Source organism: Cyanobium sp. ULC082 (genome assembly GCF_977927535.1).
In genome coordinates this window covers 816,257-841,697 of record NZ_OZ376397.1, presented here as the reverse complement: position 1 = coordinate 841,697, position 25,441 = coordinate 816,257, and the positions used below count along the sequence as shown (strand labels likewise).

31 protein-coding genes and 1 riboswitch are annotated in these 25,441 nt (G+C 67.3%); of the genes, 19 read left to right on the top strand and 12 right to left on the bottom strand.

The window, feature by feature from the left end:
- From ACXMDY_RS04520 to ACXMDY_RS04510, 3 genes are read left to right on the top strand one after another with little or no spacing between them, the layout of a single operon-like run.
- Positions 1 to 744 (top strand): metal ABC transporter ATP-binding protein, encoded by a 744-nt coding sequence (locus ACXMDY_RS04520; protein WP_259700899.1) that lies wholly within the window; start codon positions 1 to 3, stop codon positions 742 to 744.
- Positions 744 to 1,622, top strand: a complete 879-nt coding sequence (locus tag ACXMDY_RS04515; RefSeq protein ID WP_259700900.1) for a metal ABC transporter permease — start codon at positions 744 to 746, stop codon at positions 1,620 to 1,622. The genes ACXMDY_RS04520 and ACXMDY_RS04515 overlap by 1 nt, the downstream gene beginning before the upstream one ends.
- Positions 1,606 to 2,781, top strand: a complete 1,176-nt coding sequence (locus ACXMDY_RS04510) for a DUF4336 domain-containing protein (protein WP_259700901.1) — start codon at positions 1,606 to 1,608, stop codon at positions 2,779 to 2,781. Before ACXMDY_RS04515 ends, ACXMDY_RS04510 begins: the two co-directional genes overlap by 17 nt.
- Before the next feature lie 7 nt (positions 2,782 to 2,788).
- Here the strand turns inward: ACXMDY_RS04510 and ACXMDY_RS04505 are convergent, their stop codons facing one another.
- Complete coding sequence (locus ACXMDY_RS04505; protein WP_259700924.1) at positions 2,789 to 3,136, bottom strand: DUF760 domain-containing protein; 348 nt, start codon at positions 3,134 to 3,136, stop codon at positions 2,789 to 2,791.
- A gap of 44 nt (positions 3,137 to 3,180) precedes the next feature.
- Positions 3,181 to 3,765, bottom strand: a complete 585-nt coding sequence (lepB, locus tag ACXMDY_RS04500) for a signal peptidase I (protein ID WP_259700902.1) — start codon at positions 3,763 to 3,765, stop codon at positions 3,181 to 3,183.
- A gap of 27 nt (positions 3,766 to 3,792) precedes the next feature.
- On the opposite strand from lepB, the gene menD reads away from it, so the two are divergent.
- The 6 genes from menD to ACXMDY_RS04470 all read left to right on the top strand — a co-directional run bounded on the left by menD (position 3,793) and on the right by ACXMDY_RS04470 (position 10,894).
- Complete coding sequence (gene menD / locus ACXMDY_RS04495) at positions 3,793 to 5,598, top strand: 2-succinyl-5-enolpyruvyl-6-hydroxy-3-cyclohexene-1-carboxylic-acid synthase (protein ID WP_259700903.1); 1,806 nt, start codon at positions 3,793 to 3,795, stop codon at positions 5,596 to 5,598.
- Between the two features lie 22 nt (positions 5,599 to 5,620).
- A complete protein-coding gene (gene menB / locus ACXMDY_RS04490; RefSeq protein WP_259700904.1) occupies positions 5,621 to 6,484 on the top strand; it encodes a 1,4-dihydroxy-2-naphthoyl-CoA synthase in 864 nt (287 codons plus the stop codon).
- Positions 6,485 to 6,548: 64 nt separating this feature from the next.
- Positions 6,549 to 7,145 carry a L,D-transpeptidase family protein gene (locus tag ACXMDY_RS04485; protein WP_311133926.1) on the top strand — a complete coding sequence of 199 codons (597 nt, stop codon included), beginning with the start codon at positions 6,549 to 6,551 and terminating at the stop codon, positions 7,143 to 7,145.
- An 85-nt stretch (positions 7,146 to 7,230) separates the two neighbouring features.
- Complete coding sequence (gene glgA / locus ACXMDY_RS04480) at positions 7,231 to 8,769, top strand: glycogen synthase GlgA (RefSeq protein WP_259700905.1); 1,539 nt, start codon at positions 7,231 to 7,233, stop codon at positions 8,767 to 8,769.
- A 12-nt stretch (positions 8,770 to 8,781) separates the two neighbouring features.
- The gene (locus ACXMDY_RS04475; RefSeq protein WP_259700906.1) at positions 8,782 to 9,525 is read left to right on the top strand and encodes a hypothetical protein; all 744 of its coding nucleotides are present in this window, start codon (positions 8,782 to 8,784) and stop codon (positions 9,523 to 9,525) included.
- A gap of 4 nt (positions 9,526 to 9,529) precedes the next feature.
- Positions 9,530 to 10,894, top strand: coding sequence for a UDP-N-acetylmuramoyl-tripeptide--D-alanyl-D-alanine ligase (locus tag ACXMDY_RS04470; protein ID WP_259700907.1), 1,365 nt, complete (start codon positions 9,530 to 9,532; stop codon positions 10,892 to 10,894).
- Here the strand turns inward: ACXMDY_RS04470 and glmU are convergent.
- From glmU to upp, 3 genes are all read right to left on the bottom strand, one after another.
- Entirely contained in the window at positions 10,891 to 12,243 is a 1,353-nt protein-coding gene (gene glmU, locus ACXMDY_RS04465) for a bifunctional UDP-N-acetylglucosamine diphosphorylase/glucosamine-1-phosphate N-acetyltransferase GlmU (RefSeq protein ID WP_259700908.1), read from the bottom strand. The two genes, ACXMDY_RS04470 and glmU, sit on opposite strands and share 4 nt — an antisense overlap.
- Before the next feature lie 64 nt (positions 12,244 to 12,307).
- Positions 12,308 to 13,645 carry a 3-phosphoshikimate 1-carboxyvinyltransferase gene (gene aroA, locus ACXMDY_RS04460; RefSeq protein ID WP_259700909.1) on the bottom strand — a complete coding sequence of 446 codons (1,338 nt, stop codon included), beginning with the start codon at positions 13,643 to 13,645 and terminating at the stop codon, positions 12,308 to 12,310.
- A gap of 26 nt (positions 13,646 to 13,671) precedes the next feature.
- Positions 13,672 to 14,337 (bottom strand): uracil phosphoribosyltransferase, encoded by a 666-nt coding sequence (upp, locus tag ACXMDY_RS04455; RefSeq protein WP_259700926.1) that lies wholly within the window; start codon positions 14,335 to 14,337, stop codon positions 13,672 to 13,674.
- Positions 14,338 to 14,397: 60 nt separating this feature from the next.
- On the opposite strand from upp, the gene ACXMDY_RS04450 reads away from it, so the two are divergent.
- From ACXMDY_RS04450 to cobW, 3 genes are all read left to right on the top strand, one after another.
- A complete protein-coding gene (locus ACXMDY_RS04450; protein WP_399243544.1) occupies positions 14,398 to 14,922 on the top strand; it encodes a pentapeptide repeat-containing protein in 525 nt (174 codons plus the stop codon).
- A riboswitch (cobalamin riboswitch) is annotated at positions 14,916 to 15,077 on the top strand. Its footprint overlaps the gene before it by 7 nt.
- 24 nt (positions 15,078 to 15,101) lie before the next feature.
- Positions 15,102 to 15,713: a HupE/UreJ family protein gene (locus tag ACXMDY_RS04445; protein ID WP_259700910.1), complete on the top strand. Its 612-nt coding sequence runs from the start codon at positions 15,102 to 15,104 to the stop codon at positions 15,711 to 15,713.
- 1 nt (position 15,714) lies between these two features.
- Entirely contained in the window at positions 15,715 to 16,791 is a 1,077-nt protein-coding gene (cobW, locus tag ACXMDY_RS04440; RefSeq protein WP_259700911.1) for a cobalamin biosynthesis protein CobW, read from the top strand.
- Here the strand turns inward: cobW and ACXMDY_RS04435 are convergent.
- On the bottom strand, positions 16,773 to 17,114 hold the full coding sequence (locus ACXMDY_RS04435; RefSeq protein ID WP_259700912.1) for a hypothetical protein: 342 nt from the start codon (positions 17,112 to 17,114) through the stop codon (positions 16,773 to 16,775). The genes cobW and ACXMDY_RS04435 overlap by 19 nt on opposite strands.
- A 98-nt stretch (positions 17,115 to 17,212) precedes the next feature.
- On the opposite strand from ACXMDY_RS04435, the gene purS reads away from it, so the two are divergent.
- A complete protein-coding gene (gene purS / locus ACXMDY_RS04430) occupies positions 17,213 to 17,488 on the top strand; it encodes a phosphoribosylformylglycinamidine synthase subunit PurS (protein WP_259700928.1) in 276 nt (91 codons plus the stop codon).
- Positions 17,485 to 18,138, top strand: coding sequence for a phosphoribosylformylglycinamidine synthase subunit PurQ (purQ, locus tag ACXMDY_RS04425; protein WP_259700913.1), 654 nt, complete (start codon positions 17,485 to 17,487; stop codon positions 18,136 to 18,138). Before purS ends, purQ begins: the two co-directional genes overlap by 4 nt.
- Before the next feature lie 2 nt (positions 18,139 to 18,140).
- On the opposite strand, the gene ACXMDY_RS04420 is transcribed toward purQ, so the two are convergent.
- The gene (locus ACXMDY_RS04420; RefSeq protein ID WP_259700914.1) at positions 18,141 to 18,743 is read right to left on the bottom strand and encodes a peroxiredoxin; all 603 of its coding nucleotides are present in this window, start codon (positions 18,741 to 18,743) and stop codon (positions 18,141 to 18,143) included.
- 145 nt (positions 18,744 to 18,888) lie between these two features.
- Between ACXMDY_RS04420 and ACXMDY_RS04415 the strand changes: the two genes are divergently transcribed.
- Positions 18,889 to 19,215: a hypothetical protein gene (locus ACXMDY_RS04415; RefSeq protein ID WP_259700915.1), complete on the top strand. Its 327-nt coding sequence runs from the start codon at positions 18,889 to 18,891 to the stop codon at positions 19,213 to 19,215.
- 25 nt (positions 19,216 to 19,240) lie between these two features.
- Positions 19,241 to 20,314, top strand: coding sequence for a calcium/proton exchanger (gene cax / locus ACXMDY_RS04410; protein WP_259700916.1), 1,074 nt, complete (start codon positions 19,241 to 19,243; stop codon positions 20,312 to 20,314).
- 173 nt (positions 20,315 to 20,487) lie between these two features.
- Here cax and ACXMDY_RS04405 read toward each other — a convergent pair whose 3' ends face one another.
- The gene (locus tag ACXMDY_RS04405) at positions 20,488 to 21,651 is read right to left on the bottom strand and encodes a fatty acid desaturase (protein ID WP_259700917.1); all 1,164 of its coding nucleotides are present in this window, start codon (positions 21,649 to 21,651) and stop codon (positions 20,488 to 20,490) included.
- A gap of 92 nt (positions 21,652 to 21,743) precedes the next feature.
- Positions 21,744 to 22,148, bottom strand: coding sequence for a heavy metal-responsive transcriptional regulator (locus tag ACXMDY_RS04400; RefSeq protein WP_457767406.1), 405 nt, complete (start codon positions 22,146 to 22,148; stop codon positions 21,744 to 21,746).
- A 72-nt stretch (positions 22,149 to 22,220) separates the two neighbouring features.
- Here ACXMDY_RS04400 and ACXMDY_RS04395 point away from each other — a divergent pair, with 72 nt between their 5' ends.
- The 3 genes from ACXMDY_RS04395 to ACXMDY_RS04385 are packed head-to-tail and all read left to right on the top strand — an operon-like array spanning position 22,221 to position 22,968.
- Positions 22,221 to 22,355: a DUF3721 domain-containing protein gene (locus ACXMDY_RS04395; RefSeq protein WP_259700929.1), complete on the top strand. Its 135-nt coding sequence runs from the start codon at positions 22,221 to 22,223 to the stop codon at positions 22,353 to 22,355.
- Between the two features lie 47 nt (positions 22,356 to 22,402).
- Positions 22,403 to 22,657 carry a DUF3721 domain-containing protein gene (locus ACXMDY_RS04390; protein ID WP_259700919.1) on the top strand — a complete coding sequence of 85 codons (255 nt, stop codon included), beginning with the start codon at positions 22,403 to 22,405 and terminating at the stop codon, positions 22,655 to 22,657.
- Positions 22,654 to 22,968 (top strand): hypothetical protein, encoded by a 315-nt coding sequence (locus ACXMDY_RS04385; protein WP_259700920.1) that lies wholly within the window; start codon positions 22,654 to 22,656, stop codon positions 22,966 to 22,968. The genes ACXMDY_RS04390 and ACXMDY_RS04385 overlap by 4 nt, the downstream gene beginning before the upstream one ends.
- Positions 22,969 to 22,984: 16 nt before the next feature.
- Here ACXMDY_RS04385 and ACXMDY_RS04380 read toward each other — a convergent pair whose 3' ends face one another.
- The 3 genes from ACXMDY_RS04380 to ACXMDY_RS04370 form a co-directional block, all read right to left on the bottom strand.
- Positions 22,985 to 23,689: a DUF305 domain-containing protein gene (locus ACXMDY_RS04380; protein ID WP_457767405.1), complete on the bottom strand. Its 705-nt coding sequence runs from the start codon at positions 23,687 to 23,689 to the stop codon at positions 22,985 to 22,987.
- A gap of 69 nt (positions 23,690 to 23,758) precedes the next feature.
- Positions 23,759 to 24,490, bottom strand: coding sequence for a glutaredoxin family protein (locus tag ACXMDY_RS04375; protein WP_259728584.1), 732 nt, complete (start codon positions 24,488 to 24,490; stop codon positions 23,759 to 23,761).
- A 477-nt stretch (positions 24,491 to 24,967) separates the two neighbouring features.
- Positions 24,968 to 25,411 carry a nuclear transport factor 2 family protein gene (locus tag ACXMDY_RS04370; protein WP_457767404.1) on the bottom strand — a complete coding sequence of 148 codons (444 nt, stop codon included), beginning with the start codon at positions 25,409 to 25,411 and terminating at the stop codon, positions 24,968 to 24,970.
- Between the last annotated feature and the right edge of the window lie 30 nt (positions 25,412 to 25,441).

Below are 25,441 nucleotides of genomic sequence, written 5' to 3'. Positions count from 1 at the left end.
ATGCACAACCCCAGACCCCAGGCCGAAACACGCATCTCCGTTCAGCATCTCAGCGTGGATTACCACGGCCTGGTGGCTCTTTACGACGCCTCCCTGCAGGTGAAGGCGGCCAGCATCTGCGGCCTGGTGGGCATGAACGGTGCCGGCAAATCCACCCTGATCAAGGCCCTGATGGGCTTCGTGCAGCCCTCCTACGGAACGATCGCCATCAACGGCCACTCCCTCCGTCAGGCGCGCCGCGACCATGCGGTGGCCTATGTGCCCCAGGCGGAGAGCGTTGACTGGAACTTTCCGATCAGCGTCGCCGACGTGGTGATGATGGGCCGCTATGGATCAATGAATCTGTTGCGGATTCCACGCCGCTCCGATCACCAGGCCGTCCGCGACAGCCTGGAGCGCGTTGAGCTCTGGCCCCTGAATCAACGCCAGATCGGTGAACTCTCCGGAGGTCAGCGCAAGCGCGCCTTTCTGGCGCGGGCTTTGGCCCAGGGGGCCTCGGTGCTGCTGCTCGATGAACCCTTCGCCGGCGTCGACATCCGCACCGAGAAGCTGATGATCGAGCTGTTCCAGCAGTTTCGCCGCGAGGGGCGCACCCTGCTGATCTCCACCCACGACATGGCGCACGTCACCGGCTTCTGCGATCAGGTGGTGCTGATCAACAAGACCGTGCTGGCCTACGGCGAAACCTCCGAGGTGTTCACCCAGGAGAATCTGGCCCGCACCTTCGGCCTGGGCCCAGCCTGATGGGCGCCTGGACCTGGTTGATCGAGCCGCTGCAGCACACCTTCATGGTCAAGGCGCTGCTGGTCAGTGCGCTGGTGGCCACTGTCTGCGGCCTGCTCTCCTGCTTTCTCACCCTGAAGGGCTGGGCCCTGATGGGCGATGCGGTGTCCCACGCCGTGATGCCGGGCGTGGTGATCGCCTACGCCCTCAACCTGCCCTTTGCGCTCGGTGCCTTTGTGTTCGGCGTGGGGTCGGTGGCGGTGATCGGATACATCAAACAGATGACCCGCATCAAGGAGGACACGGTGATCGGGCTGGTGTTCACCGGGTTCTTCGCCCTGGGGATCACCCTGGTTTCCAAGGTGAGGAGCTCGATCGACCTCACCCACATCCTGTTCGGCAATGTGCTCGGCATCAGCCCCTCCGACATTCTCCAGACCCTGCTGATCAGTGGGCTGGTGCTGATCCTGCTGCTGGTGTTCTACCGCGACCTTGTGCTGTTCTGCTTCGATCCCACCCACGCCCGCTCGATCGGCATCCACACCGGCTTCCTCCACTACCTGCTGCTCTCGGTGCTCTCGCTCGCCGCGGTGGCCGGCCTCCAGACGGTGGGAATCATCCTGGTGGTGGCGATGCTGGTCACCCCCGGCGCCACGGCCTATCTGCTCACCGACCGCTTCGATCAGATGACCTGGATCGCCATCCTCTCCGCCGTCTGCTCCAGCCTGCTGGGCGTTTATTTCAGCTACTGGCTCGATGCCTCCACCGCCGGTTGCATCGTGCTGGTCCAGACGGGCCTGTTCGTGCTGAGTTTCCTGTTCGCTCCCCGCCACGGTCTGCTGGCCCAGTCGAGGCGGCGGGGCATCGACCGGGGTTTTCCGAGTGACCGGCAGGCCTGATCGGCGCTGGCCCTGGTGGCCCCTGCTGCCCCTCTATCCCTATGGCCAGCGGCGCACCCTGGTGCGGGAGCTGATTCCTGATCAGGTCTGGAGTTTCGAGCAGCTGCAAGGGGTGCTCTACGTGGCCGTGCCGATCCGGATGACCGTGCTGCGGTTGCGCCACGGCCTGCTGCTCTATGCCCCGGTCGCCCCCACCGGCGAGCTGCTGGGGGAGCTGCAGAAGCTGGTGGAGCGCTTCGGGCCGGTGCTCTCGATCGTGTTGCCCACCAGCTCGGGGCTTGAGCACAAGCTGCCGGTGCCGGCGATGGCCCGGGCCTTTCCCGACGCCCTGCTCTGGGTGAGTCCGCGCCAATGGAGTTTCCCGTTGCCGCTGCCCCTGGCCTGGCTGGGCTTTCCGCCCGGCCGCACCCGGGTGCTGATCGAGCAGGGCCTTCCCCACGCTGATGAACTGGCCTGGCTGCCGCTCGGCCCCCTCGATCTGGGCCTGGGCACCTTTCTGGAGCTGGCCTGCTTCCACCGGGCCAGCGGCGCCCTGCTGATCACCGATGCCCTGGTGGCGATTTCTGCGGAACCGCCGCCCCTGTTCGAGGCGGATCCCACCCCCCTGCTGTTCCATGCCCGCGAGCGGGGCGACCAGCCGCTTGTCGATGGTGCGGAGCAGCGGCGGCGCGGCTGGCGACGGCTGGTGCTGTTCGCCTCATACCTGCGGCCCGCCTCCGTGTCGCTGGCACCCTGGCGGGAGGTGCTCAGCCAGAGCTGGCAGCCTGGTCTGCGGCAGCCACGCTGCTATTTCGGCTTCTATCCCTTCCGCTGGGAGCCGGGTTGGGAGCAGGAGTGTGCCCAGCTGCTCCAGCCGGGGCAGGCCCTGCCTCAGGTGGCGCCGGTGCTGGAGCGGCTGGTTTTTCCGCGGGCTCGAGGCCAGCTGGTGGCCTGGCTGCGGGAGCTGGGCAGGATCGATAGCCTGGCCTGGCTGGTGCCCGCCCACTACGACGCTCCGCTGCCCTGCCGTGGCGGCGACCTGCTGGCCCTGGCCGCTGATCTGGAAAGCCGCGACTGGGCCTCATCCAGTGGCTCCTGGAGCTTTCTGGCCGGGCTGGATCAGGGCCTGGTGAAGCTGGGGGTTGTCCCCCGCAGCCATCCACCGGAGGAATCGATCTAGCCGGTTTTCAGAGCTTCAGTTCGGCTGGATCGCTGTCTTCGCCGCCTTCGCCGAACAGGGTGGTTTCGAGCTCCATCCGCTGCTCCATCTGGCGCAGGAAATAGCCGGTCATCATCGCCGAAGCCATCAGCCCGGCGAGGTTGTCGCGGCTGGCCTGGATCTTCACCTCGAACTGCTCGCCGGGCAACATGCCGAGCAGGCCCTGAACGTTATGGCGAATGATTTCCTGAATGTCGCCGCTGGCGGAGCGAGCCACCCGCTGGAGCACATCCGGAGACTGATCCTGGAGATACTGAATCAGCAGATTGCTGTTGATCGCTTCGCTGTCGGCCGTCAGGAACTCCGGGTTGAACATCTCCGGTGTGCTCTGCATCACGATCTGCACCCTAACGCAGGCCTTCAGGACGATCCACTCCGCTCGGAGAGGGAGAACCGTATCGGTCCGAACTGGTTCAACGGCCAGTAGCGGAACACCGCCGTGCCGATCACGTGATCGGCCGGCAGGGGCCCCCAGAGATGGGAATCGAGGCTGGCATTGCGGTTGTCCCCCAGCACGAGCAGGTGGCCAGGTGGCACTACCAGGGGGGCCAGCTCGTAGTCGATCGGCGAGCGGAGCCATGGCTCGGCCACGGTGGTGCCATTGCGGTGCAGCACACCGTCGTGAACGTCGATCCGGTCCCCCGGCAGGGCCACGATCCGCTTGATCAGCGCCGCATCGGGGTCGTAGCCGGCCTCCAGCAGGGGATCGGGCGGGCGGAACACCACGATCGTGCCGAGCGGCAGGGGGGCCGGCAGCCGGGGGCGGATCTTCTCCACCAGGATCCGGTCGCGCAGCTGCAGGGTGGGCAGCATCGAGCCCGAGGGGATCCAGCGCGGCTCGATCACCGCCCAGCGCAGCAGCAGGGCCAGGCCCACCCAGAGCAGCAGCCCGGCCAGCTGCCGCAGGAGACCGGGCCGGTTCGAAGCCCCATCGGGAGAGGTCATGGCGCCGAGCTGTCCTGGGGATTGGTCATGATCCATCCTGAACAGGCCGGGGGGACGGGGGTGGGCGCAACCAGGAACCTCGCTGCTTCCCTGGAGCTGCTGCAGGCCCTCCAGCGGCAGGGCCTGCGGCGCCTGGTGCTCTGCCCGGGCAGCCGCTCCGGGCCGCTGGCGATGGCGGCCGGGCTGCTGGCCGGCCGGCGCCTCAGCCTGCACACCGCGATCGACGAACGCTCCGCCGCCTTCTTCGCCCTCGGGCTGAGCCGGGCCGATGGGTACCCGGCGGCCGTGGTCACCACCTCCGGCACCGCGGTGGCCAACCTGCTGCCGGCGGCGGTGGAAGCCGACCATGGCGCCATCCCCCTGCTGCTGCTGTGCGCCGACCGTCCCGCCGATCGCAAGGGTTGCGGCGCCAACCAGACCGTGAACCAGGAGGAGTTCCTGCGGCCCAGTTGCCGCTGGGTGGGGGAAGCGGACCCGGCCGGCCTGGGCGGGATGCCCACGGCCGCGATCGAGCGGCTGGCCGCCCTGGCCTGGCGGGCCGCCACCGGGTCGCCGGCCGGGCCGGTCCATCTGAATCTGCCGTTCGATGAACCTCTTCACGCCGATGCGGCGGCCCTGCTGGCCCTGACCTCAGGCCTTGATGCCGCTGAGGCCGAGCCTGCAGCGGCGGCCGTGCCCGCCGGGGAGATTGCCTTGCCACCCCAGCTCCGGCTCGATCCCGACCAGCCTGGCCTGATCGTGGCCGGACCCTGGCGCGGCCACCCGCAGCGGCGAGCTCCCTTCATCGCCGCCCTGCGCCGTTGGCAGGAGCGCAGCGGCTGGCCCCTGCTCGCCGATGGGCTCTCCGGGCTCAGGGGGGAGCAGGCCCTGGAGCTGGTGGCCAGCTACGACCTGTTCCTGCAGGCCCCGCCAGCGGAGCTGGCCGTGGGCCAGGTGCTGCGGCTCGGCCCGTTGCCGGCCAGCCGCCGCCTTCAGGACTGGTTGAGCCAGCTCGGCGGCCGCCAGCTGCTGATCTGCGAAGACGAGCCCCGCAACCAGGATCCGCTCGGCACGGTGTCCCAGGGCTTCGCTGCCGGGCTGGAGCGCTGGTGCGCGGCCCTGCCCGCTTCGCTCTGGGCTGGGCAGGCCTCGGCGGCCAGCCTGGAGAAGCGGCAGCGCTGGCAACGGCTGGAGGCGCGCTGCCAGACGCTGCTCAGCCAGCAGCTGCCGGCGATGGGTTCGCCGCGGGAGCCGGCCCTGGCCCGGGCACTGAGCCGCCTGCTGCCGCCCCAGCTGCCGGTGATGCTGGCCAGCAGCAGCCCCGTCCGCGACTGGGAGAGCTTTTCGGATCCGGCCGCCGCCGCCCGGCCGTTGTTCGGTTTCCGGGGTGCCTCCGGCATCGACGGCACCCTGTCGCTGGCGGCGGGACTGGCCGAGAGTCTGGGCAGGCTGGTGCTGCTCACCGGTGATCTGGCCCTTCTGCATGACAGCAACGGCTGGCTGTGGAGCCGGCAACTCTCGGGCCATCTCACCGTGGTGCTGATCGACAACGGCGGCGGCGGCATCTTCGAGCAGCTGCCGATCCGGCCAGCGGCTGGGGCAGCTGAAGCGGCGGCGGCGGCGGTGATGGATTTCGATCGTCTGTTCGCCATGCCCCAGGCGGTGGATCACTGCGCCCTGGCGGCTGCCCATGGGGTGGCCTGGCGCCGGGTGGGGCGGCTGGAGCAGCTGGAGGAGGCCTTGGCCTGGAGCTTCAGCCAGCGGCTGGCCCTGCTGGAGCTGCGCACCGACCGCCGCGCCGATGCGGCTCTGCGGCAGGAGCTCCGGGCCGCCGCAACCTCCGTCACAGAATGACGCTCCCGTCTGCTCGATCGCGATGAGCGCCGAATCCACCCCGACCGGAGCTGCCGTGGCGTGGACCGCGGCCGGCAGTTACACAGACATCTGTTTCGATCTCAGCTCGGAGGGGATCGCCCGGATTGCGATCAACCGTCCCGCCAGGCGCAACGCCTTTCGCCCCCAGACCGTGCAGGAGCTCTGTGATGCCTTTGCGCGGGTGCGCGAGAACCCTGCCGTCGGGGTGGTGCTGTTCACCGGCGCCGGTCCGGCGGCCGATGGGGTCCACGCCTTCTGCGCCGGTGGTGACCAGAGCGTGCGCGGCGACGGCGGCTACCTGGATGAATCCGGACTGCCAAGACTCAATGTGCTCGATCTGCAGCGGCTGATCCGCTCGCTGCCCAAGGTGGTGATCGCCCTGGTGGCGGGCTACGCGATCGGCGGCGGCCAGGTGCTTCACCTGCTCTGTGACCTCAGCCTGGCCGCTGAGAATGCGGTGTTCGGCCAGAGCGGCCCGCGGGTGGGCAGCTTCGACGGCGGCTACGGCGCCAGCTATCTCGCCAGGGTGGTGGGGCAGCGCAAGGCCCGGGAGATCTGGTTCCTCGGCCGCCGCTACGACGCCACAGAGGCCCTGGCGATGGGGCTGGTCAACGCGGTGGTGCCGCTGGAAGACCTGGAGGCGGAGGGGGTGCGCTGGGCCAGGGAGGTGCTGCGCCAGAGCCCCACTGCCATCCGCTGCCTCAAGGCCGCCTTCAATGCCGAAACCGACGGCATGGCCGGTCTGCAGGAACTGGCCGGCCAGGCCACCCACCTCTTCTATCGAACCGCCGAAGCCCAGGAGGGCAGGGATGCCTTCCTGGAGAAGCGGGATCCCGATTTCTCAGCCCAGCCCTGGCTTCCCTAGCCGGCTGGGTAATCTGTAGGCCTGGGCCGAGGCCCGTCCTTCATTGCCAACCGTTCGTTTAGCCGTGCCTCGCCTGAGCACCCTGTGGGCCGCAGCTCTGATCGGCGCCAGCTGTGGCATTCCCCAGCACGCCATCGCCGGCGACTGGCTGGGTTCCAGTTCGGTGCTGAGGCCTTCGGACCCACTGATCAGCCAACCGGCCCTTCTGCCCCCGGAGCTCACCCCCGGCCGCAATCTGGTGCTGCTGCGGGGCAAGCGCCAGTTGCTGGTGCTGGAGAACGGCCGCGAGCTGCGCCGCTTTCCCGTGGCGGTTGGGATGCCGGGCTGGGAAACGCCGGTGGGTCAGTTCGCGGTGATTGAAAAGCGGGCCCATCCGGAGTGGAAGCATCCCGCCACCGGTGTGGTGGTGCCGGCTGGTCCGGCCAACCCCCTCGGCAGCCGCTGGATCGGCTTCCTGCTCGACTGCAAGGGGCGCAGTGGTTTCAATGGTCAGCAGCACCTGGAGGTGAAGGGATGCGTGAGCTCCGGCTTTCACGGCACCCCGAACCGCGGCAGCGTGGGCCGGGCCGTTTCCCATGGGTGTGTCCGCCTGTTCGAGGAAAACGTTCAGGAGCTCTATGAGCTTGTCCAGGTCGGCACCCTGGTAACGGTGCTGCCTTGACCAGCCGCCCTCTTCCCGAGCCTGCCGGGCTGCGGATTGCCGCCGGAGAGCACCCGTAGAGTTTCCCCGACCTGAGCGACCTCCCATGCGCGTGCTGTTTGCCGCCGCCGAGTGCGCCCCGATGGTCAAGGTGGGCGGCATGGGCGATGTGGTGGGCTCGCTGCCCCCGGCCCTGGCCGCCCTCGGCCACGACGTGCGACTGATCCTGCCCGGCTACGGCAAGCTCTGGGGTCAGCTGTCGATCCCCGCCGAGCCGATCTGGCACGGCTGGGCGATGGGAACCGATTTCGCCATCTACGAAACACGCCATCCCGGCAACGGCCTGACGATCTACCTGGTCGGCCATCCCGTCTTCAATCCGGCCCGGATCTACGGCGGCGAAGACGAGGACTGGCGCTTCACCTTCTTCGCCAACGCCACAGCTGAATTCTGCTGGCACCACTGGAAGCCGGAGCTGCTTCACTGCCACGACTGGCATACCGGCATGTTGCCGGTCTGGATGCACCAGGACCCTGAAATCAGCACGGTCTTCACCATCCACAACCTCAAGTACCAGGGGCCATGGCGCTGGAAGCTCGAGCGCATGACCTGGTGCCCGTGGTACATGCAGGGCGAGACCACCATGGCGGCGGCCCTGATCCAGGCCGATCGGATCAACGCCGTTTCCCCCACCTATGCCCAGGAAATCCGCACCGCCGAATACGGCGAGCGGCTTGAGGATCTGCTGAATTTCTTCAGCGGCAAACTCAGCGGCATCCTCAACGGCATCGACACCGAAGACTGGGACCCCAGCAGCGATCTCAGCCTGCCGGCCCGGTTCACGCCGGATGATCTTGAGCCCAGGGCCACCAACAAGCGGGTGCTGCAGGAGCGCATGGGCCTCAGCCCCTCTCCCGACAGCTTCGTGATGGGCATGGTTTCCCGCCTGGTGGACCAGAAGGGGGTGGATCTGCTGCTGCAGGTGGCCGAGCGGGTGCTGGCCTACACCAGCAGTCAGATCGTCGTGCTCGGCACCGGCGATCGCAGTTACGAAGCCATGCTCTGGCAGATGGCCAGCCGCCATCCCGGCCGGTTCTCGGTGTTCCTCACCTACGACGATGCCCTGGCTCGGCTGATCTACGGCGGCGCCGATGCCTTCCTGATGCCGAGCCGCTTCGAACCCTGTGGCATCAGTCAGCTGCTGGCGATGCGTTACGGCTGCATCCCGGTGGTGCGCAAGGTGGGCGGCCTGGTGGATACGGTTCCTCCCCACCTGCCCGACCAGCAGAGCGGCACCGGTTTCTGCTTCGACCGCTACGAGCCGATCGACTTCTACACCGCGATCGTCAGGGCCTGGGAGGCCTGGCGCCACACCAGCAGCTGGCGGGAGTTGCAGCGCCGCGCCATGGGCCGCGACAGCAGCTGGGATCGCTCCGCCCTTGATTACGACCGCCTCTACCGCGAGCTGCGCGGCATCCCCGACCCACCGGCCCTCCAGACGGGTGAGCTGGATCCCGCCGGGCTCGAAGCGGTGACGGTCAAGCAGCCGGATCCCGAGCCGGATCCCCAGCCCGCTCCTTCAATCGCGATCGCCGCCCCCCTGCAGCAGCGGCTGTCGCAGTTGCTGCGCCGCGGCAGCCCCTGAGCCGCCCCTGCGATGGACCCGGATGCGGAGCAGCAGGCACCGATCGACCAGCACGAACTGCCGGCGCCTTACCGCAACCCCTGGCTGCTGCTCGGCCGGGATGTCCGGGCGGTGCTGGCCAGCCTGCGGCTGAAGCGGCAGGAGCTCTGGCGGCTCAACGGCGATGGGGACCTCTGGGTGCCGTCCCGCTGGCCCCGGCGCCTCAGGCCCTGGTTCTGGCCGCTGCTGGTGGCGCTGCTGCTGGGTGCCGTGCTGCTGGTGGCCCGGTGGCTCTCCCTGCCGGGCCCGCCCGTTGATCGCGCCCCCATCCCCCTCACTCCGGCAGCAGCCCCAGCACCCCAGCAGGAGTTTTCCGGGGCGCCTCCGGCGGATCCCGCCATGGGCCAGTACCCCGCCTTGAACCCGGATCCTGCCTTGAGCCAGGAGCCTGCCTTGAGCCCGGCCACCGCCGCAGTGGAGCCCACACCCCTGCAGATCGATCCCCTGCTGGCCTTGCTGGCTGAGCAGGATCCGGCCGGGCTGATCATCGCCGCCCGTCCCCAGGGCGGCCGCTCGCTGCTGGAGCTCACCCTGGCGGATGGGTTCGGCTCCCAGGCCGCCGTCCAGCGCGAGCAGCAGGCCGGAGCCTGGTTGGAGCGGGCCCATGCGCTCGGTTACGAGAAGCTGGAGCTGGTCGACGGGAGGGGACGCCTTCTGGGTCGATCGGCCCTGGTGGGAGGCGGCATGATCGTGCTCGAACCTCCCGAGACGGTCTGAGTCCATGCGGTTAGGCGAGCTGACAGCGCTGTGGGGCCCCCCGATCGGGGTGGAGCGGCTCGAACCGGAGATGCCACTCGGACCGGTCTGCACCGACAGCCGCGCCCTCGCCACTGGCCAGCTGTTCGTGGCCCTGGTGGGGGAGCGTTTTGATGGCCACGACTTCCTGAAGCAGGCCCTGGAGCTCGGTGCCCAGGCCGCTCTCGTGGATCGCAGCCACAGCGCCAGGCTGCCGCCGGGTCTGCCGGCCTGGGTGGTGGACGACACCTTGCTGGGGTACCAGCAACTGGCCCGGCAGTGGCGGCGCAGCCTGGCGGCACCGGTGGTGGCAGTCACCGGTTCGGCCGGCAAGACCACCACCCGGGAGCTGCTGCGCGCCGCTCTCGAACCGCTAGGGCCAGTGCTGGCCAGCAGCGGCAACGACAACAACGACGTGGGCGTTCCAGCCACCCTGCTGCGGGCCACGTCTCAACACCGCGCCATCGTGGTGGAGATGGGCATGCGGGGTTCCGGCGAGATCGAGAGGCTCTCCCGTTGCGCCGAGCCGGACGTGGTGGTGATCACCAACATCGGCACGGCCCACATCGGCCGGCTCGGCAGCCGCGAGGCGATTTCCCGCGCCAAGTGCGAGATCACCAGCTCGCTCAGGCCCGATGGCCTGGTGGTGATTCCGGCCGGTGACCCCCTCCTGGAGCACTCGCTCCGGGCTGTCTGGACTGGCCGGGTGCTGCGGGTGGCCCTCGCCACCGATCCAGTTGCCGCCGACCTGCCTCCTGCTGATTGGTGTGCCCAGCTCCAGGGAGCCGATCTGGTCTGCAACGGTGATCACTTCCGCCTGCCGCTCGATGGAGCGCACAATGCCCGCAACCTGCTGCTGGCCCTGGCCGTTGCCGACCAGCTCGGCGTCCCGGCGGCTGAGCTGGCGGCCCTGCGGCCCCGGTTGCCGGGCGGACGGAGCAGCCGCCGCCAGCTGGGTGCCATCACCCTGCTCGATGAGACCTACAACGCCTCGCCGGAAGCGGTGGCGGCGGCGCTGCACCTGCTGGCGGCCCAGCCGGGCCGGCATCTGGCCGTGCTCGGCACGATGCGCGAACTCGGCGACCACAGCGTGGAGCTGCACCGGAGCATCGGTGCCCTGGCCTCCGAACTCGGCCTCGACGGCCTGGTGATCGTCGATGGCGGTGCCGAGGGAGAGGCGATGGCCGAGGCGGCGCTCAAGGTGGCGCGGCTGGCGAGGGTGGCCACGCCCGAGCAGGCGCTCTCCCCCCTGCTGGAGTGGCTCAGGCCCCATGATCAGCTGTTGCTCAAGGCCAGCCGGGGCGTCGCCCTGGAGCGGCTGATCCCCGCCCTGGAAGCCCGGTTCGGCTAGGCGGCGGGGCCAGGCCAGTCGAGCCTGATCCGCTGCGGTGATCGGCTCACGGCCAGCGCACCCGCCGGCACGCTCTGGGTGAGGGTGGAGCCCGCCCCCACGGTCACGTTCGCCCCGAGGCTGATCGGTGCCACCAGCACCGAGTTGGCACCGGTCTTGCTGCCGGCGCCGATCAGGGTGCGGTGCTTGCGGATGCCGTCGTAGTTGGCCGTGATGGTGCCGGCGCCCACGTTGACGGCGGCCCCGAGCTCGGCATCGCCGATGTAGCTGAGGTGATTGGCCTTGCAGCCCGCCGCCAGCTGGCTGGCCTTGATCTCAACGAAGTTGCCGATCCGGCAGTCAGCCGCCAGGCGGGTGCCGTTGCGGAGCTGGGCGAAGGGGCCGATCTGACAGCCCTCACCGACCGTGGCATCGCGCAGCACCGAATGCAGCACCGTGACGCCGGCCGCCAGGGTCACGTTCTCCAGCAGACTGCCTGGTCCCAGCCGGCAGCCATCACCGATCAGGCAGTCGCCGCGGAGATGGGTCTGGGGTTCCACCACCACATCGCGGCCGAAACGGCAGCCATCACTGAGGCTGCAGCTGGCCGGATCCAGGAAGGTGACCCCTTCCGTCATCCAGTGACGCCGCAATCGATCCTGCAGCACCGCCTCGCACTGGGCCAGCTGCAGCCGGTCGTTGATGCCGAAGATCTCGCCGCTGTCGGCCACCTCCAGCTGCAGGGCGGGATCAAGCAGGGCAACGGTGTCGGTGAGGTAGAGCTCCCCCTGGTCGTTGTTGGCCTCCAGGTGGGGCAGCACGGCTTCCAGCCGTGGCCAGTGGAAGCAATAGATGCCGGCATTGATCAGGTCGTTGGTGCGCTGGGCGTCGTTGCAGTCGCGGTGCTCGACGATCGCACTCACCAGCCCGTCCCCATCACTGAACACCCGGCCGTAGCCGCTGGGGTCCTCCAGTCGCGCCGAGAGCAGGGTGACGGCAGCGCCGCTGCTGCGGTGCTGGGCCAGCAGGCGGGCCAGGCTGGCTGGACGCAACAGCGGCACATCACCGTTGAGCACCAGCAGATCTCCGCTGAATCCCTGCAGCGGTACAAGCAGCTGCTGCACCGCGTGGCCGGTGCCGTTCTGGGGTTCCTGGCGCACGAACTCGAGGCCTGAGCGTCGGGCCAGGGAGGCTTCGACCCGGCCGGCCTGGTGGCCGAGGATCAGCAGGCGCCGATCAGGGGAGAGGCTGTCGCAGCAGTCGAGAACCCGCTCCAGCAGCGTGGCCCCGGCCAGCTCCTGCAGCACCTTGGGGGCCTCACTTTTCATTCGGGTGCCCTTTCCGGCAGCCAGAATGGCAACGGCGAGCATGGCGGGCGAGGCGATCTGGGCGGAATCTACCGGCCCCACCGTCGGCCTCAGGCCTGGAGGCGGCTCAGGCCTGGAGTCGCGCCAGGTCTTCCCAGAATCCCGGGTAGGACACCGCCGCCGCTTCGCTGCCGTGCAGCTCGGTGATCCCCGTGGCCACCTGGGCGGCCACGGCCAGGCTCATCGCCACCCGGTGGTCGGTTTCACTGTCGACGACAGCGCCATGCAGGCGGGTGCTCCCCTCGATTGTGAGGCCGTCGGCCGATTCAGCCAGCCTGGCCCCCATCGCCGTGAGCTGTCGGGCCATCACCGCCAGCCGGTCGGTTTCCTTCACCCGCAGCTCCGCGGCATCGGTCACCCTGCTGACCCCTTCAGCGCAACAGGCCGCCACCGCCAGCACGGGGATTTCATCGACAAGACGGGGGATCAGCTCACCGCCGATCGTGAAGGCCCGCAGCGGACCGTGGCGCACCCGCAGATCCCCCACCGGCTCGCCGGCCACCTCGCGAAGGTTGAGCTGCTCGATGCGGGCTCCCATCTGCTCCAGCACCTCCAGAATTCCGGTGCGGGTTGGATTCAGCCCGACATTCTCCACCGTGAGGTCGGCGCCGGGGGTGATGGCACCGGCCACCAGCCAGAACGCGGCGGAACTGATGTCACCGGGGACCACCACCCGCTGGCCCCGCAGCACCCCACCTGGCTGAAGCGTCACCTGGCGGCCCAGCTCATCGCCGATGCTCAGATCAGCACCGAAGGCCCTGAGCATCCGCTCGCTGTGGTCGCGGGAGCGGGCCGGCTCGATCACGGTGGTGGCACCGCTGGCGGTGAGGGCGGCCAGCAGGATGGCCGATTTCACCTGGGCCGAGGCCACCGGTGTGCCGATCACGGCTCCATGCAGGGCCCGGCCGAGAACGGCCAGGGGGGCCAGGTTCCCGTCGTCGCGGCCGTGCACCTGGGCTGCCATCGCCGCCAGGGGCTGGACCACCCGTCCCATCGGCCTTCGCCGCAGCGACGCATCCCCACTGAGCACGAAGTGGCGGCCCTGGCGGCCGGCCAGCAGGCCCAGCATCAGCCGCATCGTGGTGCCGGAGTTGCCGCAGTCCAGAACGCAGTCGGGCTCCCGCAGTCCATCCAGTCCCACCCCCTGCACCCGCACCAGCTGGCCGGCCTCGATCGGACCTACGCCCACCCCCATCGCCCGCAGGCAGGCGGCGGTGCTTAGCGGATCCTCGGCGGGGAGCAAGCCGTCGATCTCGGTTTCACCGATGGCGATCGCGCCGAACAGCAGGGCGCGGTGGGAGATCGACTTGTCGCCTGGAACCCGCACTTGGCCGCGCAGGCTGGCCGGATCCGGGGCCCCGAGCCGGCGGGGCTGGGAGGCAGCACTGCCGACTGCAACGGCCATGGGTGCGGCGCGAACGGAGCTGGAGCCTAAATCTCGGGCCCCTCGGAGCCGAACAACCGGTCGCCGGCATCGCCCAGTCCCGGCACAATCCGGAAGGCCTCGTCCAGGTCGGCATCGATGCAGGCGGTGTACACGGTGAGCTGGGGAAAGCGATCGGCCAGGGCCCTGAGGCCGGGGCTCGCGGCCAGGGCGGTGATCACCCGCAGCCTCTCGCCACGCACCCCGCGTTGGTCCAGCCGCTCCAGCACCTGAATCAGGCTGCCCGCCGTGGCCAGCATCGGATCGAACACCAGCACACCCACCTGATCGCCGATCGTGGCCGGCAGGGTGTCGAGGTAGCAGTGGGCCGCTCCGGTCGCTTCATCACGGCTTAATCCCACATGGGCCACCCGGCAGGTGGGCAGAACGGTCTGGGCTCCCTGCCAGAGGCCGAGACCGGCCCGCAGGATCGGCACGGCCAGCAGCGGCACGGCTGCATCCACCACGGTCCCTTCACAGGCCGCCAGCGGGGTCTGCACCGTGACGGGCCGCTGCGGCAGCCAGTCGCGGATCGCCTCGTAGGTGAGCCAGCGGCCCAGCTCGGCCATGGCGCTGGCGAACAGGGGCGGCGGGGTGGCCTGATCGCGGAGCACGGTGAGCCAGTGGGCGATCAGGGGATGGGGTGGCACCACCACCCGCAGGGACATGCTCATGCTGAATCGCGCCGCGGCGGGGCCTGCCATAGCTTGAGGGTCCAAGCTACGGCTGTGCCTGTGTTCTTCCCTTCCCGCCGGGGGGTGCCCCTCCTGGGTCTGCTGCTGGGGCTCGCCGTTCTGACCCTCGCGCTGGCTTCACCGGTGATTGCGCCGGCCTGGGCGATCACGGCACCGGAATTGCGCGGTCAGCGTTCACTCCAGGATCTCCAGCCCGACATGCGGGGCCGCGATCTCAAGCAACAGGAGTTTCTCAAGGCCAAGATGCAGGGTTTCGATCTCAGCGATGCCGACCTGCGCGGTGCCGTGTTCAATTCCAGCGACCTGCGGGAAACCAACCTCAGCGGCGCCAATCTCGAGGACGTGGTGGCCTTTGCCACCCGCTTCGATGGCGCCGACCTGAGTGGAGCCGTGCTGCGCAACGCCATGTTGATGCAGAGCCGCTTCACCGATGCCGTGATCGATGGCGCCGACTTCAGCGAAGCGGTGCTTGACCTTTCGCAACAGCGAGCCCTCTGCGCCAGGGCCAGCGGAGTGAACCCGAGCACCGGAGCCGCCACGGCTGAAAGCCTGGGTTGCGGGTAGATTCACGGCCCGGTTCCCCTTGAGATCAGCCTGGGGAGGCAAGGGGGAAAGTCCGGTGTGAACCCGGCGCTGTCCCGCAGCTGTGAAGATCCGAACGCCGGTGCCAACCGGTTTGAGGATCCAGTCAGAACACCCGCCGGATCGCACCATCAAACCCGGCGCGGACCGGTACCCACCGAATGAATCATCGAATCCGGGTCGCTGCCGCGGCCCCGGCTCTTCTGCTGTTGCTGGGTGTGCCGCTGCTGGCGGCCCCGGCCTCGGCCCACCATCTGATGGAGTTGTTTCAGATCGAAGCGAGCCCCCTGGGCGGCTTTCTCAGCGGTCTGGGTCACCCCCTGCTCGGCCCCGACCATCTACTTTTTCTGCTTTGTCTGGGCCTGGTGGGGCTTCAGCAACCGGGCCGCTGGCTGATCGGGCTGCTGGCCGTCGGGCTTGGCGCCAGTGGCGTCGGCCTGCTGCTGCCCAACCTGCCGGGTGCTGAACTGCTGGTGGCCCTCTCCCTGGTGGCTCTCGGCCTGGTGGTGATCGGCCGCTGGCCCCGCTGGGTGCTGCTGCCGGCGATCGCCCTGCATGGCTACGTGCTAAGCGACGCGGTGATCGGCTGGGAAGCCGGTGCGATCGGCTTCTACCTGCTGGGTCTGCTGATCAGCCAGGCCACCCTGCTGCTGGCGGCGGTTGCGCTGATCCGCCCCTGGGCCGGCCGGCTCAGCCCCACCAATCTCAAGCTGGTGGCAGGCATGCTGATCGGCATCGGTGCCACATTCGCCTGGACCGGCCTGGTGCCCTGAGATGGAAACCACCAACCAGCGGCGCCTGCCGGTCACCGTGGTGACGGGCTTCCTCGGCGCCGGCAAGACCACCCTGCTGCGTCATCTGCTTCTCCACAGCGGCCTGCGTCTGGCGGTGATCGTCAATGAGTTCGGCGAGGTGGGGATCGACGGCAGCCTCCTGGGTGCCTGCGGCTTCTGTCCGGAGGAGGAACTCGGCGACCGACTGGTCGAGCTGGCCAACGGCTGCCTCTGCTGCACCGTCCAGGACGATTTCCTGCCGACGATGCAGACCCTGCTGGAAGCCTCCGACAGGCTCGACGGGATCGTGGTGGAAACCAGTGGACTGGCCCTGCCTGAGCCCCTGGTGCAGGCCTTCAGCTGGCCCGGGATCCGCACCCGCACCCGCGTCAATGGGGTGGTGGCGATGGTGGATGGCGAAGCGGTGGCCCAGGGAAGTGTGGTGGGGAATCCCGCCGCCCTGGAGAGGCAACGGGCCGCTGACCCCAGCCTCGACCATTTCGACGACCTGGAGGAGCTGTTCGATGAGCAGCTTGAAGCCGCCGACCTGGTGCTGGTCAGTCGCTCCGAGCAGCTCGATGCCGACCAGTGGGAACGCGTGCGCGCGCGCGTCGAGCGGGCCTGCCGGAGCGGAACCCAGCTGCTGCCGATCGAGAACGGCCGGATTTCCCCGGCCCTGTTGTTTGGCCTGCAGCGGGATGAATCGGCAGGCGAGGCCCATCACCACGAGGCCCATGAACACGATCACAGCCACGTGCCGATGCAGTCGCTGGCACTGCGGCTGACTGGAGACTTTGATCGACAGCGGCTCGAAGCGGTGCTGCGCGAGCAGATCGAGCAGCAGGCGATCCTGCGACTCAAAGGCTGGCTGCAGCAGCCCGGTAAGCGCCGACCACTCCAGATCCAGGCCGTGGGACCGCGCCTGGACTGCTGGTACGAGGACCACCGGGAGCCCGTGGAGGCTTCCAGCGGCGTCCCGGCGCTGGGCCTGGAGCTGGTGGCCCTGGGCCTGAAGCTCGATTCAGCCGTACTGGAGGCGGCCCTGTCCCACGCGGCGGTTCAGTCGAGTGGGATCTGACCAAGGGCGCAGACCGTTCCCCAGCAAAGGGCCTGGTCCTTGCTCCAGTGGCTGGAAACGGGGCCCCATGGGCCCCTTGATTTCTGCTGCATTTCAACCTTGCCGCTGCCGTCATGGCGAAAGTCGAGCCGCTGGCCGCCCAGCTCCAGGCTCCAGCGCTCGCCGATCGCCTCGATCCGCATCACACAGGCCTGCCAGGGTCCCTGCTCACGCCGGCAGCGGAGCTCCAGCCGTTGCGGCTCGCTCAACGCCGCTGGCAGTGCTGCCAGGCCAAGCCCGAGCCATAGCAGCAGGATCGATGGGCGAACCGTCGCCGCAGACATTGGCCGCGCCTCCGCGCACCCACCTGTTCAAGCTGATCCTGCGACGGCTGCGGGGGGAGAGTGAGCTGGCAAGATTTAACAAACAACCCACCCACGCAGTGCCCAGCTACCAAGCCCGCGTTCTGGTCAGCCTGAGGCCCTCGGTGCTGGATCCGGCCGGCGAGGCCAGCCGTGCCGCCGCCACCCGCCTGGGGGTGGAGGGCATCACCAGCCTGCGGATCGGCAAGGCCATCCTCGTGGAGATCGAGGCTCCGGATGCCGCCGCAGCTGAAGCGCGGTTGTCCTTGCTCAGCGAGCGTCTGCTGGCCAATCCGGTGATCGAGAACTGGTCCCTGGAGTGGCTGGAGCCCAGCATCGCCACCGTTTCGCCATGACGATCGGCATCGCCGTCTTCCCCGGTTCCAATTGCGATCGGGATGTGCAGTGGGCGGCCGAAGGCTGCCTGGGAATCCCCACCCGTTTCCTCTGGCATGAGGAGCGGGATCTGCGCGGCCTCGATGCCGTGGTGCTGCCCGGTGGGTTCAGCTACGGCGATTACCTGCGCTGCGGCGCCCTCGCCCGTTTTGCTCCCCTGCTGGAGGAGGTGGTGGCCTTCGTGGCCCGCGGCGGCCCGGTGCTTGGAATCTGCAACGGTTTTCAGGTTCTCACTGAAATCGGCCTGCTGCCCGGGGCGCTCACCCGCAACCAGCAGCTTCATTTTCTGTGTGAACCGGCGGAGCTCACGGTTCAGCCGGGCTCCTGCCGCTGGCTGCAGGGCTATGGGGCCGGTGAAACGATCAGCCTGCCGATCGCCCACGGCGAAGGCCGCTATCAGGTGGACGACGCCACCCTGGCCCGGCTGGAGCAGGAGGGACAGGTGGCCCTGCGTTACCGCCGCAACCCGAATGGTTCGGTGGGTGATGTGGCCGGCTTGAGCAACGCCGCGGGCAATGTGCTGGGGCTGATGCCCCATCCGGAGCGGGCCTGTGATCCGGTCACCGGCGGCCTGGACGGCCGCCGGCTGCTGGCCAGCCTGCTGGGCTGAGCTCAGCCCAGGGCGGCGAAGAACTCCTTGCTTCCCACCGGATCGGGCTTCATGGTCTGCTCGCCCGGCGTCCAGTTGGCGGGGCACACTTCATCGGGGTGGGCCAGAACGTACTGGAAGGCCTGCAGGACCCGCAGGGTTTCATCGACGTTGCGACCGACCGAGAGGTTGTTGATCGTGGCGTGCTGAACGATTCCCTCGGGATCGATGATGAACAGGCCGCGCAGGGCCACGCCGGCCTCCGGATCGAGCACGTTGTAGTCGGCAGCGATCGTTTTCTTGAGATCCGCCACCAGGGGATAGGCGATCTCACCGAGACCGCCCTGGTTGCGATCGGTCTGGATCCAGGCGAGGTGAGAGAACTGGCTGTCGACGGACACCCCGAGGATTTCGGTGTTGAGGCTGCTGAAATCGGCGTAGCGATCGCTGAAGGCGGTGATTTCGGTTGGGCAGACGAAGGTGAAATCAAGGGGATAGAAGAACAGCACCACGTATTTGCCGCGGTACTGGGACAGGGTCACCTCCTTGAATTCCTGATCCACCACGGCGGTGGCGGTGAAATCCGGGGCCGGCTGACCAACGCGAAGGGAAGCGCTGACGGTCATAGCGTTGTGAAAAGGGAAGGGAAGACAGCTGGAAAGGCAGGCCGAACTCGGACCGACTACCACTTGCAGCTGATCACAAGTTATCACGGATTTCAGCCGGAGGCGGCCCCCTTAAGCTCGGAGCCATCCAGTTCAACCCCGCTCCATGCCCTGGGATCCAGCCATCCTGCGCAAGTTCAACACCACCGGCCATTTCCGCCTGCTCAACCAGTTGCGCGCCGAGATCAAGGCCCACCCTCTGCCCCGCCAGAAGGGTGTGCCCCAGGACCAGAGCGGCGGCCTCGGTGGGCTCGGCACCGGCCCGATCGAACTGCGTCCCCAGCCGATGGGCTACGTCCGCTCGCGGCGCTCGGGGAGCTACGGATCCTCCTCCAGCTCCCAGTCGGCCGGCTTCAGCCCCTCGCTCGACAACAGCGCCGAAGGAGCGTCGATGAGTTTCCGGGATCGACTCAACGCCATCGAGATGCGTTGATGCCACCGCTGTCGGGGCAGCCAGCATGACCCTCCGCAAGACAGCCTCGATCGGCCTGTTGGCCATGGTGCCGATCTCGGTGGCGGCTGATCGGCTCCACTGGGGAGACGTCTCGGTTTTCGTCACCGCGGCGATCGGCATCATTCCACTGGCCATCTGGCTGAGTACCGCCACGGAGGAGTTGTCGCTGTCCCTGGGGCCCTCGCTCGGAGCCCTGCTCAATGCCGTGTTCAGCAACGCCACCGAACTGATCATCGCGATCGTGGCGCTGAGGGCCGGCCTTGTCGACATCGTCAAGGCGAGCATCACCGGCACGGTGATGGCCAACCTGTTGTTGGCGCTTGGTCTCTCGATGCTGGTGGGTGGGATCGGACGCCGCGAACAGCAGTTCCATCCGGTGGTGGCCCGGGTGAACGGCTCGGCGATGACCCTGGCCCTGCTGGCGATCCTGATCCCGAGCCTCTCGGTGTTGGCGGCCCGCCATTCCGTGGCCAGCACCCAGAGCTTCACCACCTTCGTTGCCTGGGTGCTTCTGGTGGTCTACGGCCTCACCCTGCTTTTCTCACTCGGTACCCATCGCTCGCTCTACGCGGTGGCCGAGGCAGATCTCGCCGACGACAACGGAGCGGCACCGGGTCACAAGCCAGCTGCCCTTCCCTGGCTGCTGGTGTTGCTGGCTGCCACGGCGGCGCTGGCCTACGAATCGGAGCTGTTCGTCGGGGTTGTGGAATCGGTGACCGAGGGGTTTGGACTATCCGGGCTGTTCACCGGCGTGGTGCTGTTGCCGCTGCTGGGTGGCATGGCGGAATACATCACCGCCATTTCCCTGGCCCGCAAGGACAAGATGGATCTGGCTGTTTCCGTGGTGCTCGGCTCCACCCTGCTGGTGGCCCTGCTGGTGGTGCCGGTGCTGGTGCTGATCGGGCCGCTGCTGGGCCACCCGCTGGATCTCAGCTTTGATGTTTACGAACTGGTGGCGGTGATCACCGCGGTGGTGATCAGCAACCTGGTCACCCTCGACGGCCGCTCCGACTGGCTGGAGGGCGTTCTGTTGCTGGCGGCCTACCTGATCGTGGCCACCGGCTTTTACTTTCAGTAGGAGAACTTCAGTTGGAGACTCTCATTAGCTGAATTTCAATAGGTGAAGTTCAGTAGGGGAATTTCATCAGGTGAATTCAAGTAGGATCACTTCAGAAAGAACAATTCCAGGAAGGTAACTTTCCGCAATGCCATGTCCCGCTGGACCAGCAGGTCAGGCTGAAATGGAACCGTTCAGCTGTAGTAATAGCCGCCATTCTGTTCGTTACGGGTCACGTAACTGCAGTGGCGGCCCACTCTCCAGAGCGCCTGATGGATCGGGGTGGGATCAACCCGGACATGGTCCGGGAACGCTGCCCGCAGGATTTCGGTGGCGCGCCAGGCGTTGTAGTGGGGGATGCGGGGGTTGAGATGGTGCGCCACATGGGTGGAGCCGATACCATGGTGCAGCAGATTCAGGAGTGGCCCATAGGGGCGATCCACGGTCTGTAGCGCACCTTTGGCCCAGTCCCAGTCGGATTCGGAGAAATGGGGGATTTCCGCATCGGTGTGCTGAAGCCAGGTGTAACAGACCAACCAGGCATTGATGATCAGGTAGGGCAATCCATAGACGCACAGAACCCTGGCCATCGACGTCTGCGAGGCCCAGAGCAGCAGCAGGGCCAGAACCACGATCAATCCGGCATTGGAGAGATGCATGAGATCTTTCCACTTGCCGGGAAACAATGGGCGACGGCCGGTGTTGAACGGTTTCGAATCGATGAAGTGTGAGGTAGGAAATCCCTGTTCAGGGCCGCCGGTGATCCCGAACAGGAGATAGAGCGGCCAGCCCAGCAGAAGATGAACCAGGATGGAGACCATTCCATAGGCAGATTCGCCGACGACTCGCTTCAGTTTCACGGTGAAACCGGCCCAGGGGGATTCCCCCAACGACGGCACATGGGTTTCACCGGCCTCCAGGTGATTGCAGTGGCTGTGATGCACTGCATGGCTTCGCTGCCAGGAAAAATAGGGAACCAGCAGCAGGCTGTGGAGAACGAGTCCCACGCCCGCTTCGATGGTTCGGTTCGGGTGAAAGGCGTTGTGGCCGCATTCATGGGCCAGCACCCAGCAACCCATTGCCAGTGTTCCAGCCACCACCGCATAGGCCAGCCAGAGCGGGGCAAAGGCCCACTGCAGCGGAATCAGACAACCGAGTCCGTAGGCCAGCAGCGATGTGGAGAGCGAAAAGGCCAGTTTTCGCCAGGCCCGAGCGCTGTTCTTGTCGGTGATGTCAGCAGGCAGGCAGGCCAGCAGTTGCTGCTTCGTGGGCCAGTTGCTGCTGCCGGGATCAGACTGTGATTGTGGAGGAGCTGACGGGGATGGGAAGGGGGCGGAGCGAGGGATGGTCGTTGTCATCAATGAATCAAAACCACCCGAAGCACTCCGTAACAAGAATTTTGTCCAGAGGAACCTAACCACCACATCCGCTGCTCCGTGGCCTGCCGGGTTCAGACCTGCAGGTTCGGGCAGATCACCGTGCTGCTCCTGACGGGATCGCTCTGCCAGCCGGCCAGCAGCTGCTGCAGTTCGGTTCTCAGCTGGATCAGTTCGCTGATCTGGCCATCGATCCGCTCGATCTGGCGCCCCAGCTGGATCGCGATGTCGTCGCAGGGAAGCTCACCGGCATCGTGCACCGCCAGGCAGTTCTGAATCTCCTCCAGGCTCAGCCCGAGGGTCTTGAGCCGGCGGATGAAGCCCAGTCGGCGCAGGCTCTCTTCTGCGAACAGCCGGTAGCCCCCTTCGCTGCGGCCGACTGCTGGCAGCAGGCCCAGATCCTCGTAGTAGCGCAGGGTTTTCACCGGGAGTCCACTGCGCCCGGCCAGCGCTCCGATCTTCATGCCAACGGACGCCATCCTCTTGACTCTCCACTCAAGGGAGAGTTTAAGCTTTTCTTCGCCCACTTCTCCTCCCCCGGCAGTCCGTGAATCCCGTCGCTCTGGCCCTGCTCCTCTCAGCGGGCCAAGCAACTGAACTGCAGCGGCGCCTTTGCGATGGGCAAGGAATGGATGCCCTGCCAGAACTTCGATCTCTACGAGAAAGCCGTCGCCAAGGAGAAGTGACTCCACCACTCCTTCGTCCTGCTCTGAGCCGTACTCCCAAGCGCCCGATGCCATCGCACCCCAGCAGCCCCCGACCGCATCCCCACCGCTGGGCCCTGCTGGTCGCCCTGGTGGCGATGGTCATCGCCCCTTTGCTCAGCATCGTGCCCGCTGCGGCTCACATGAAGGGCATGTACAAGACCAGGCAGGAAGCGGAGAAACGCGCCGCCGAGCTCAAGTGCAAGGGCACGTTTGCGATGGGTTCGATGTGGATGCCCTGCGCCAATGAGCAGGCCCTGCACAAGGCACTTCAGAACGAATGAGCCGCCTTCACCTGCTGCGCCGGCTGCACCGCAGTCTCGTGCCCCTGGCGGCGCTGCCGCTCCTGCTCACGGCTCTTTCCGGTTCGCTCTACGGCGCCTTGTCGGCCCGGGAGATCGAGGCGTTCTGGCTGATCAAGCTGCACACCGGCAACTTCGGTGCCGTCAACTTGCAGCCTTATTACTCCACGGTTCTGGGGGTGCTCACCCTGTTCATCGCCGGCTCTGGAATCGGTTTGTTGCTGGGCCGCCGGAGCGGGGGGAAGCCGCCCACACCGGCGGAGAGGAATTCAAGGGCCGGAACACATTCTTGAAAGGACCCGGCTGGAATCAGAACCGGAACAGGGCGTCGTAGTTGTGGTACTCGGGTTTGCGTAATCCCTCCACCGCCAGCATCCGCCGCAGTTCGATGATCTCGGCCCGCTGGACCACGATCACCCCTCTGGCGAAGCGCCGGATGGTGGGGTTGGTGCTCTTGGCCAGGGCGTCGTGGGCCATCAGCAGCGCCCCGCCGTGGTGATCGAGCATCCCCTCCAGGAACCACACCACCCGGTTGTCCTTGGTGGGGAGCTCACCCATCATCCGCATGCCATCGATCTGGGCCTGGCTCATCCGGGTGAGGCCGGAGAGGCTGTTGGGATCACCGCCGCTCGCCAGCGCCACCGGGTAAACGGGCGCCTGGGGGTACCAGGCCTTGCGCCAGAGGCCCATCGCCCGGATCTCGCCCGCCTGATCGCGCCAGATCGTCTTGCCGAGGGCTCCCACACCGGGGGATCCGATCCCGAAGACGAATTCGCTCATCCGCAGCGCCCCGGTGTGGTGCTGCACCATGCCGTCGATGAAACGCAGGTTGTAGGTGGCGCCGGCTGGACCGACGTCATGGGCGTGGCCGGCGTGGGCCGGGGCGGCCATCCCCGGCATGTCGTGGTGGCCGTCGTGATTCATGCCACCGGGCTGCTGGGCCAGGGCGGGGGCCACCAGGGCAAGGCTGCTGAACAGCCCGATCAAGGTGGTGGAGAAACGGGGCGGGCGCATGGTGGCTGGATGGGATCTGCTCACCGTATGGTCTCCACTCGGCGGGAGAGTCAAGGGTCGGCTCCCACCTCACCCTCTCTGAACCAGGATCACCAACCCCATCGCCACCATGACCCCATTCTCCAGCACGCTCACCAGGCCGAGTGGGGTGCGGTTGTTGCCGCCCACGCAGGCGCAGTCGAGGTCGAGCTTGTCGATGTAAACGGCCTTGATCACCGAGAGGCCGCCTTCGGCGCCCATGGCGATCGCCAGCAGGGCAATCGGCGTGGCCTCAAGGCCGGCGAGCAGCGCCAGACCCACCAGCAGCTCCAGATAGGGAAACAGGCGGCCATAGCTGCTCAGCCGCTGGCTCAGCAGGTTGTACTGGCGAAAGGAGCTCACGAAAGCGGGCGGATCGATCAGCTTCAACAAGGCCAGCAGCACCAGTGCTGCCCCCATGAAACCCTCCACGCCGCTGCCAAGGGCCAGCGCGATCAGGGCCGCCACGGCGAAGACCGTGATCACCGGACGGTAACTGCGGCCCGCGGTGGGGCGGGGGCTGACCCCGAGACGCCGGGCCAGCTCGGCGTAACCACCGATGCGCTCATCGCCCGCGAACACCTGGGGGGTGGTGCTGACGCCGTGGGCCGTCTTGAAGCGCTCCACCTCCCCCTGGCTGAGCAGAAGATGGTCTTCGAAGGGAATGCCCTGCTGTCGCAGCAAGGCCGCCGCCTGCTGGCCATAGGGACAGACATGCTGGGCAGTGGCGATGCGATGCAGCCGCACCGGGAGGGGGAGTGGGAGGGGGGCTGGTGCGGCCATGGCCTCTGCGGCGCTGCCATTCACCGTAAGGTCTCCATCTAGGTGGAGAGTCAAGGGAGGGCAACCCTTCGGCACTCTCCCTGGAGCCCGAATCAGGGGATGTCTGCGTAGAGGCGCATCAGCTGCGTTGATGGCATCTCCAGGCCCCAGCAGGGGTTGAACGGATGCACCCGCCTGCTGGGTCGGCCCTCTTGCACCAGCGGATCCACTGCTTGAGCCACAACCAGACGAAACGGACCATCAACCGATCGTTCCGGCCGCAGGCAAGGAGAAATCACCAGGAAGCGGTGCTGAACAGAACTTGCAACACTGCAAATCCCGCCAGACAGGTGGCAGCAAGCAAAGGAATGGTGTGGAGCACGATCGGAACATCCTGGCTCTTCGTTGACTGATCATGCAGGGACATCCCAGCCGCTGACAGGCTCGGTGCTGAGAACGACAGACACACTCGGAAATGAAGTTGTGTTGCTGACAGCTTCAGGACACGAAGCGCCGGTAAAGCCAGCGCACGAAACCACCCACCACCGGCACCGGCTCAAAGGTGGGGCCAACGAAATCGAAATAGTCGCGATGCTCCACGATCCTGCCGTCGGCGCCGAGGCGCAGGCGGGTGGTGCCCGGATAAATGAACTCGATCCCCTTGATCTTCAGTCCCATCGTCCACTCCACGAAGGCCGTTTCGCCGCTGAGCGCCACGGCGCCGGGCACCAGAAACACATCATCACAGCGGCGCATCAGCCCCTCCTGGGCATCGATGTAGGCCTCGATGCCCTGCTTCTCCTGGGTCGGGTCCTGAAAATGGACATTGGCGTCGTAGACGGCCCGCCACTGCTCAGCGCTGGGCCCCGGAATGCCATAGGGCTTGGTGAACAGAGCCTTGAGCGTTGCCTCGGTGAGCGGCGGCGAGAGGGCTGCGGTCATGGCGGCTCGGTGCAGCGGCGGCGGTGGGTA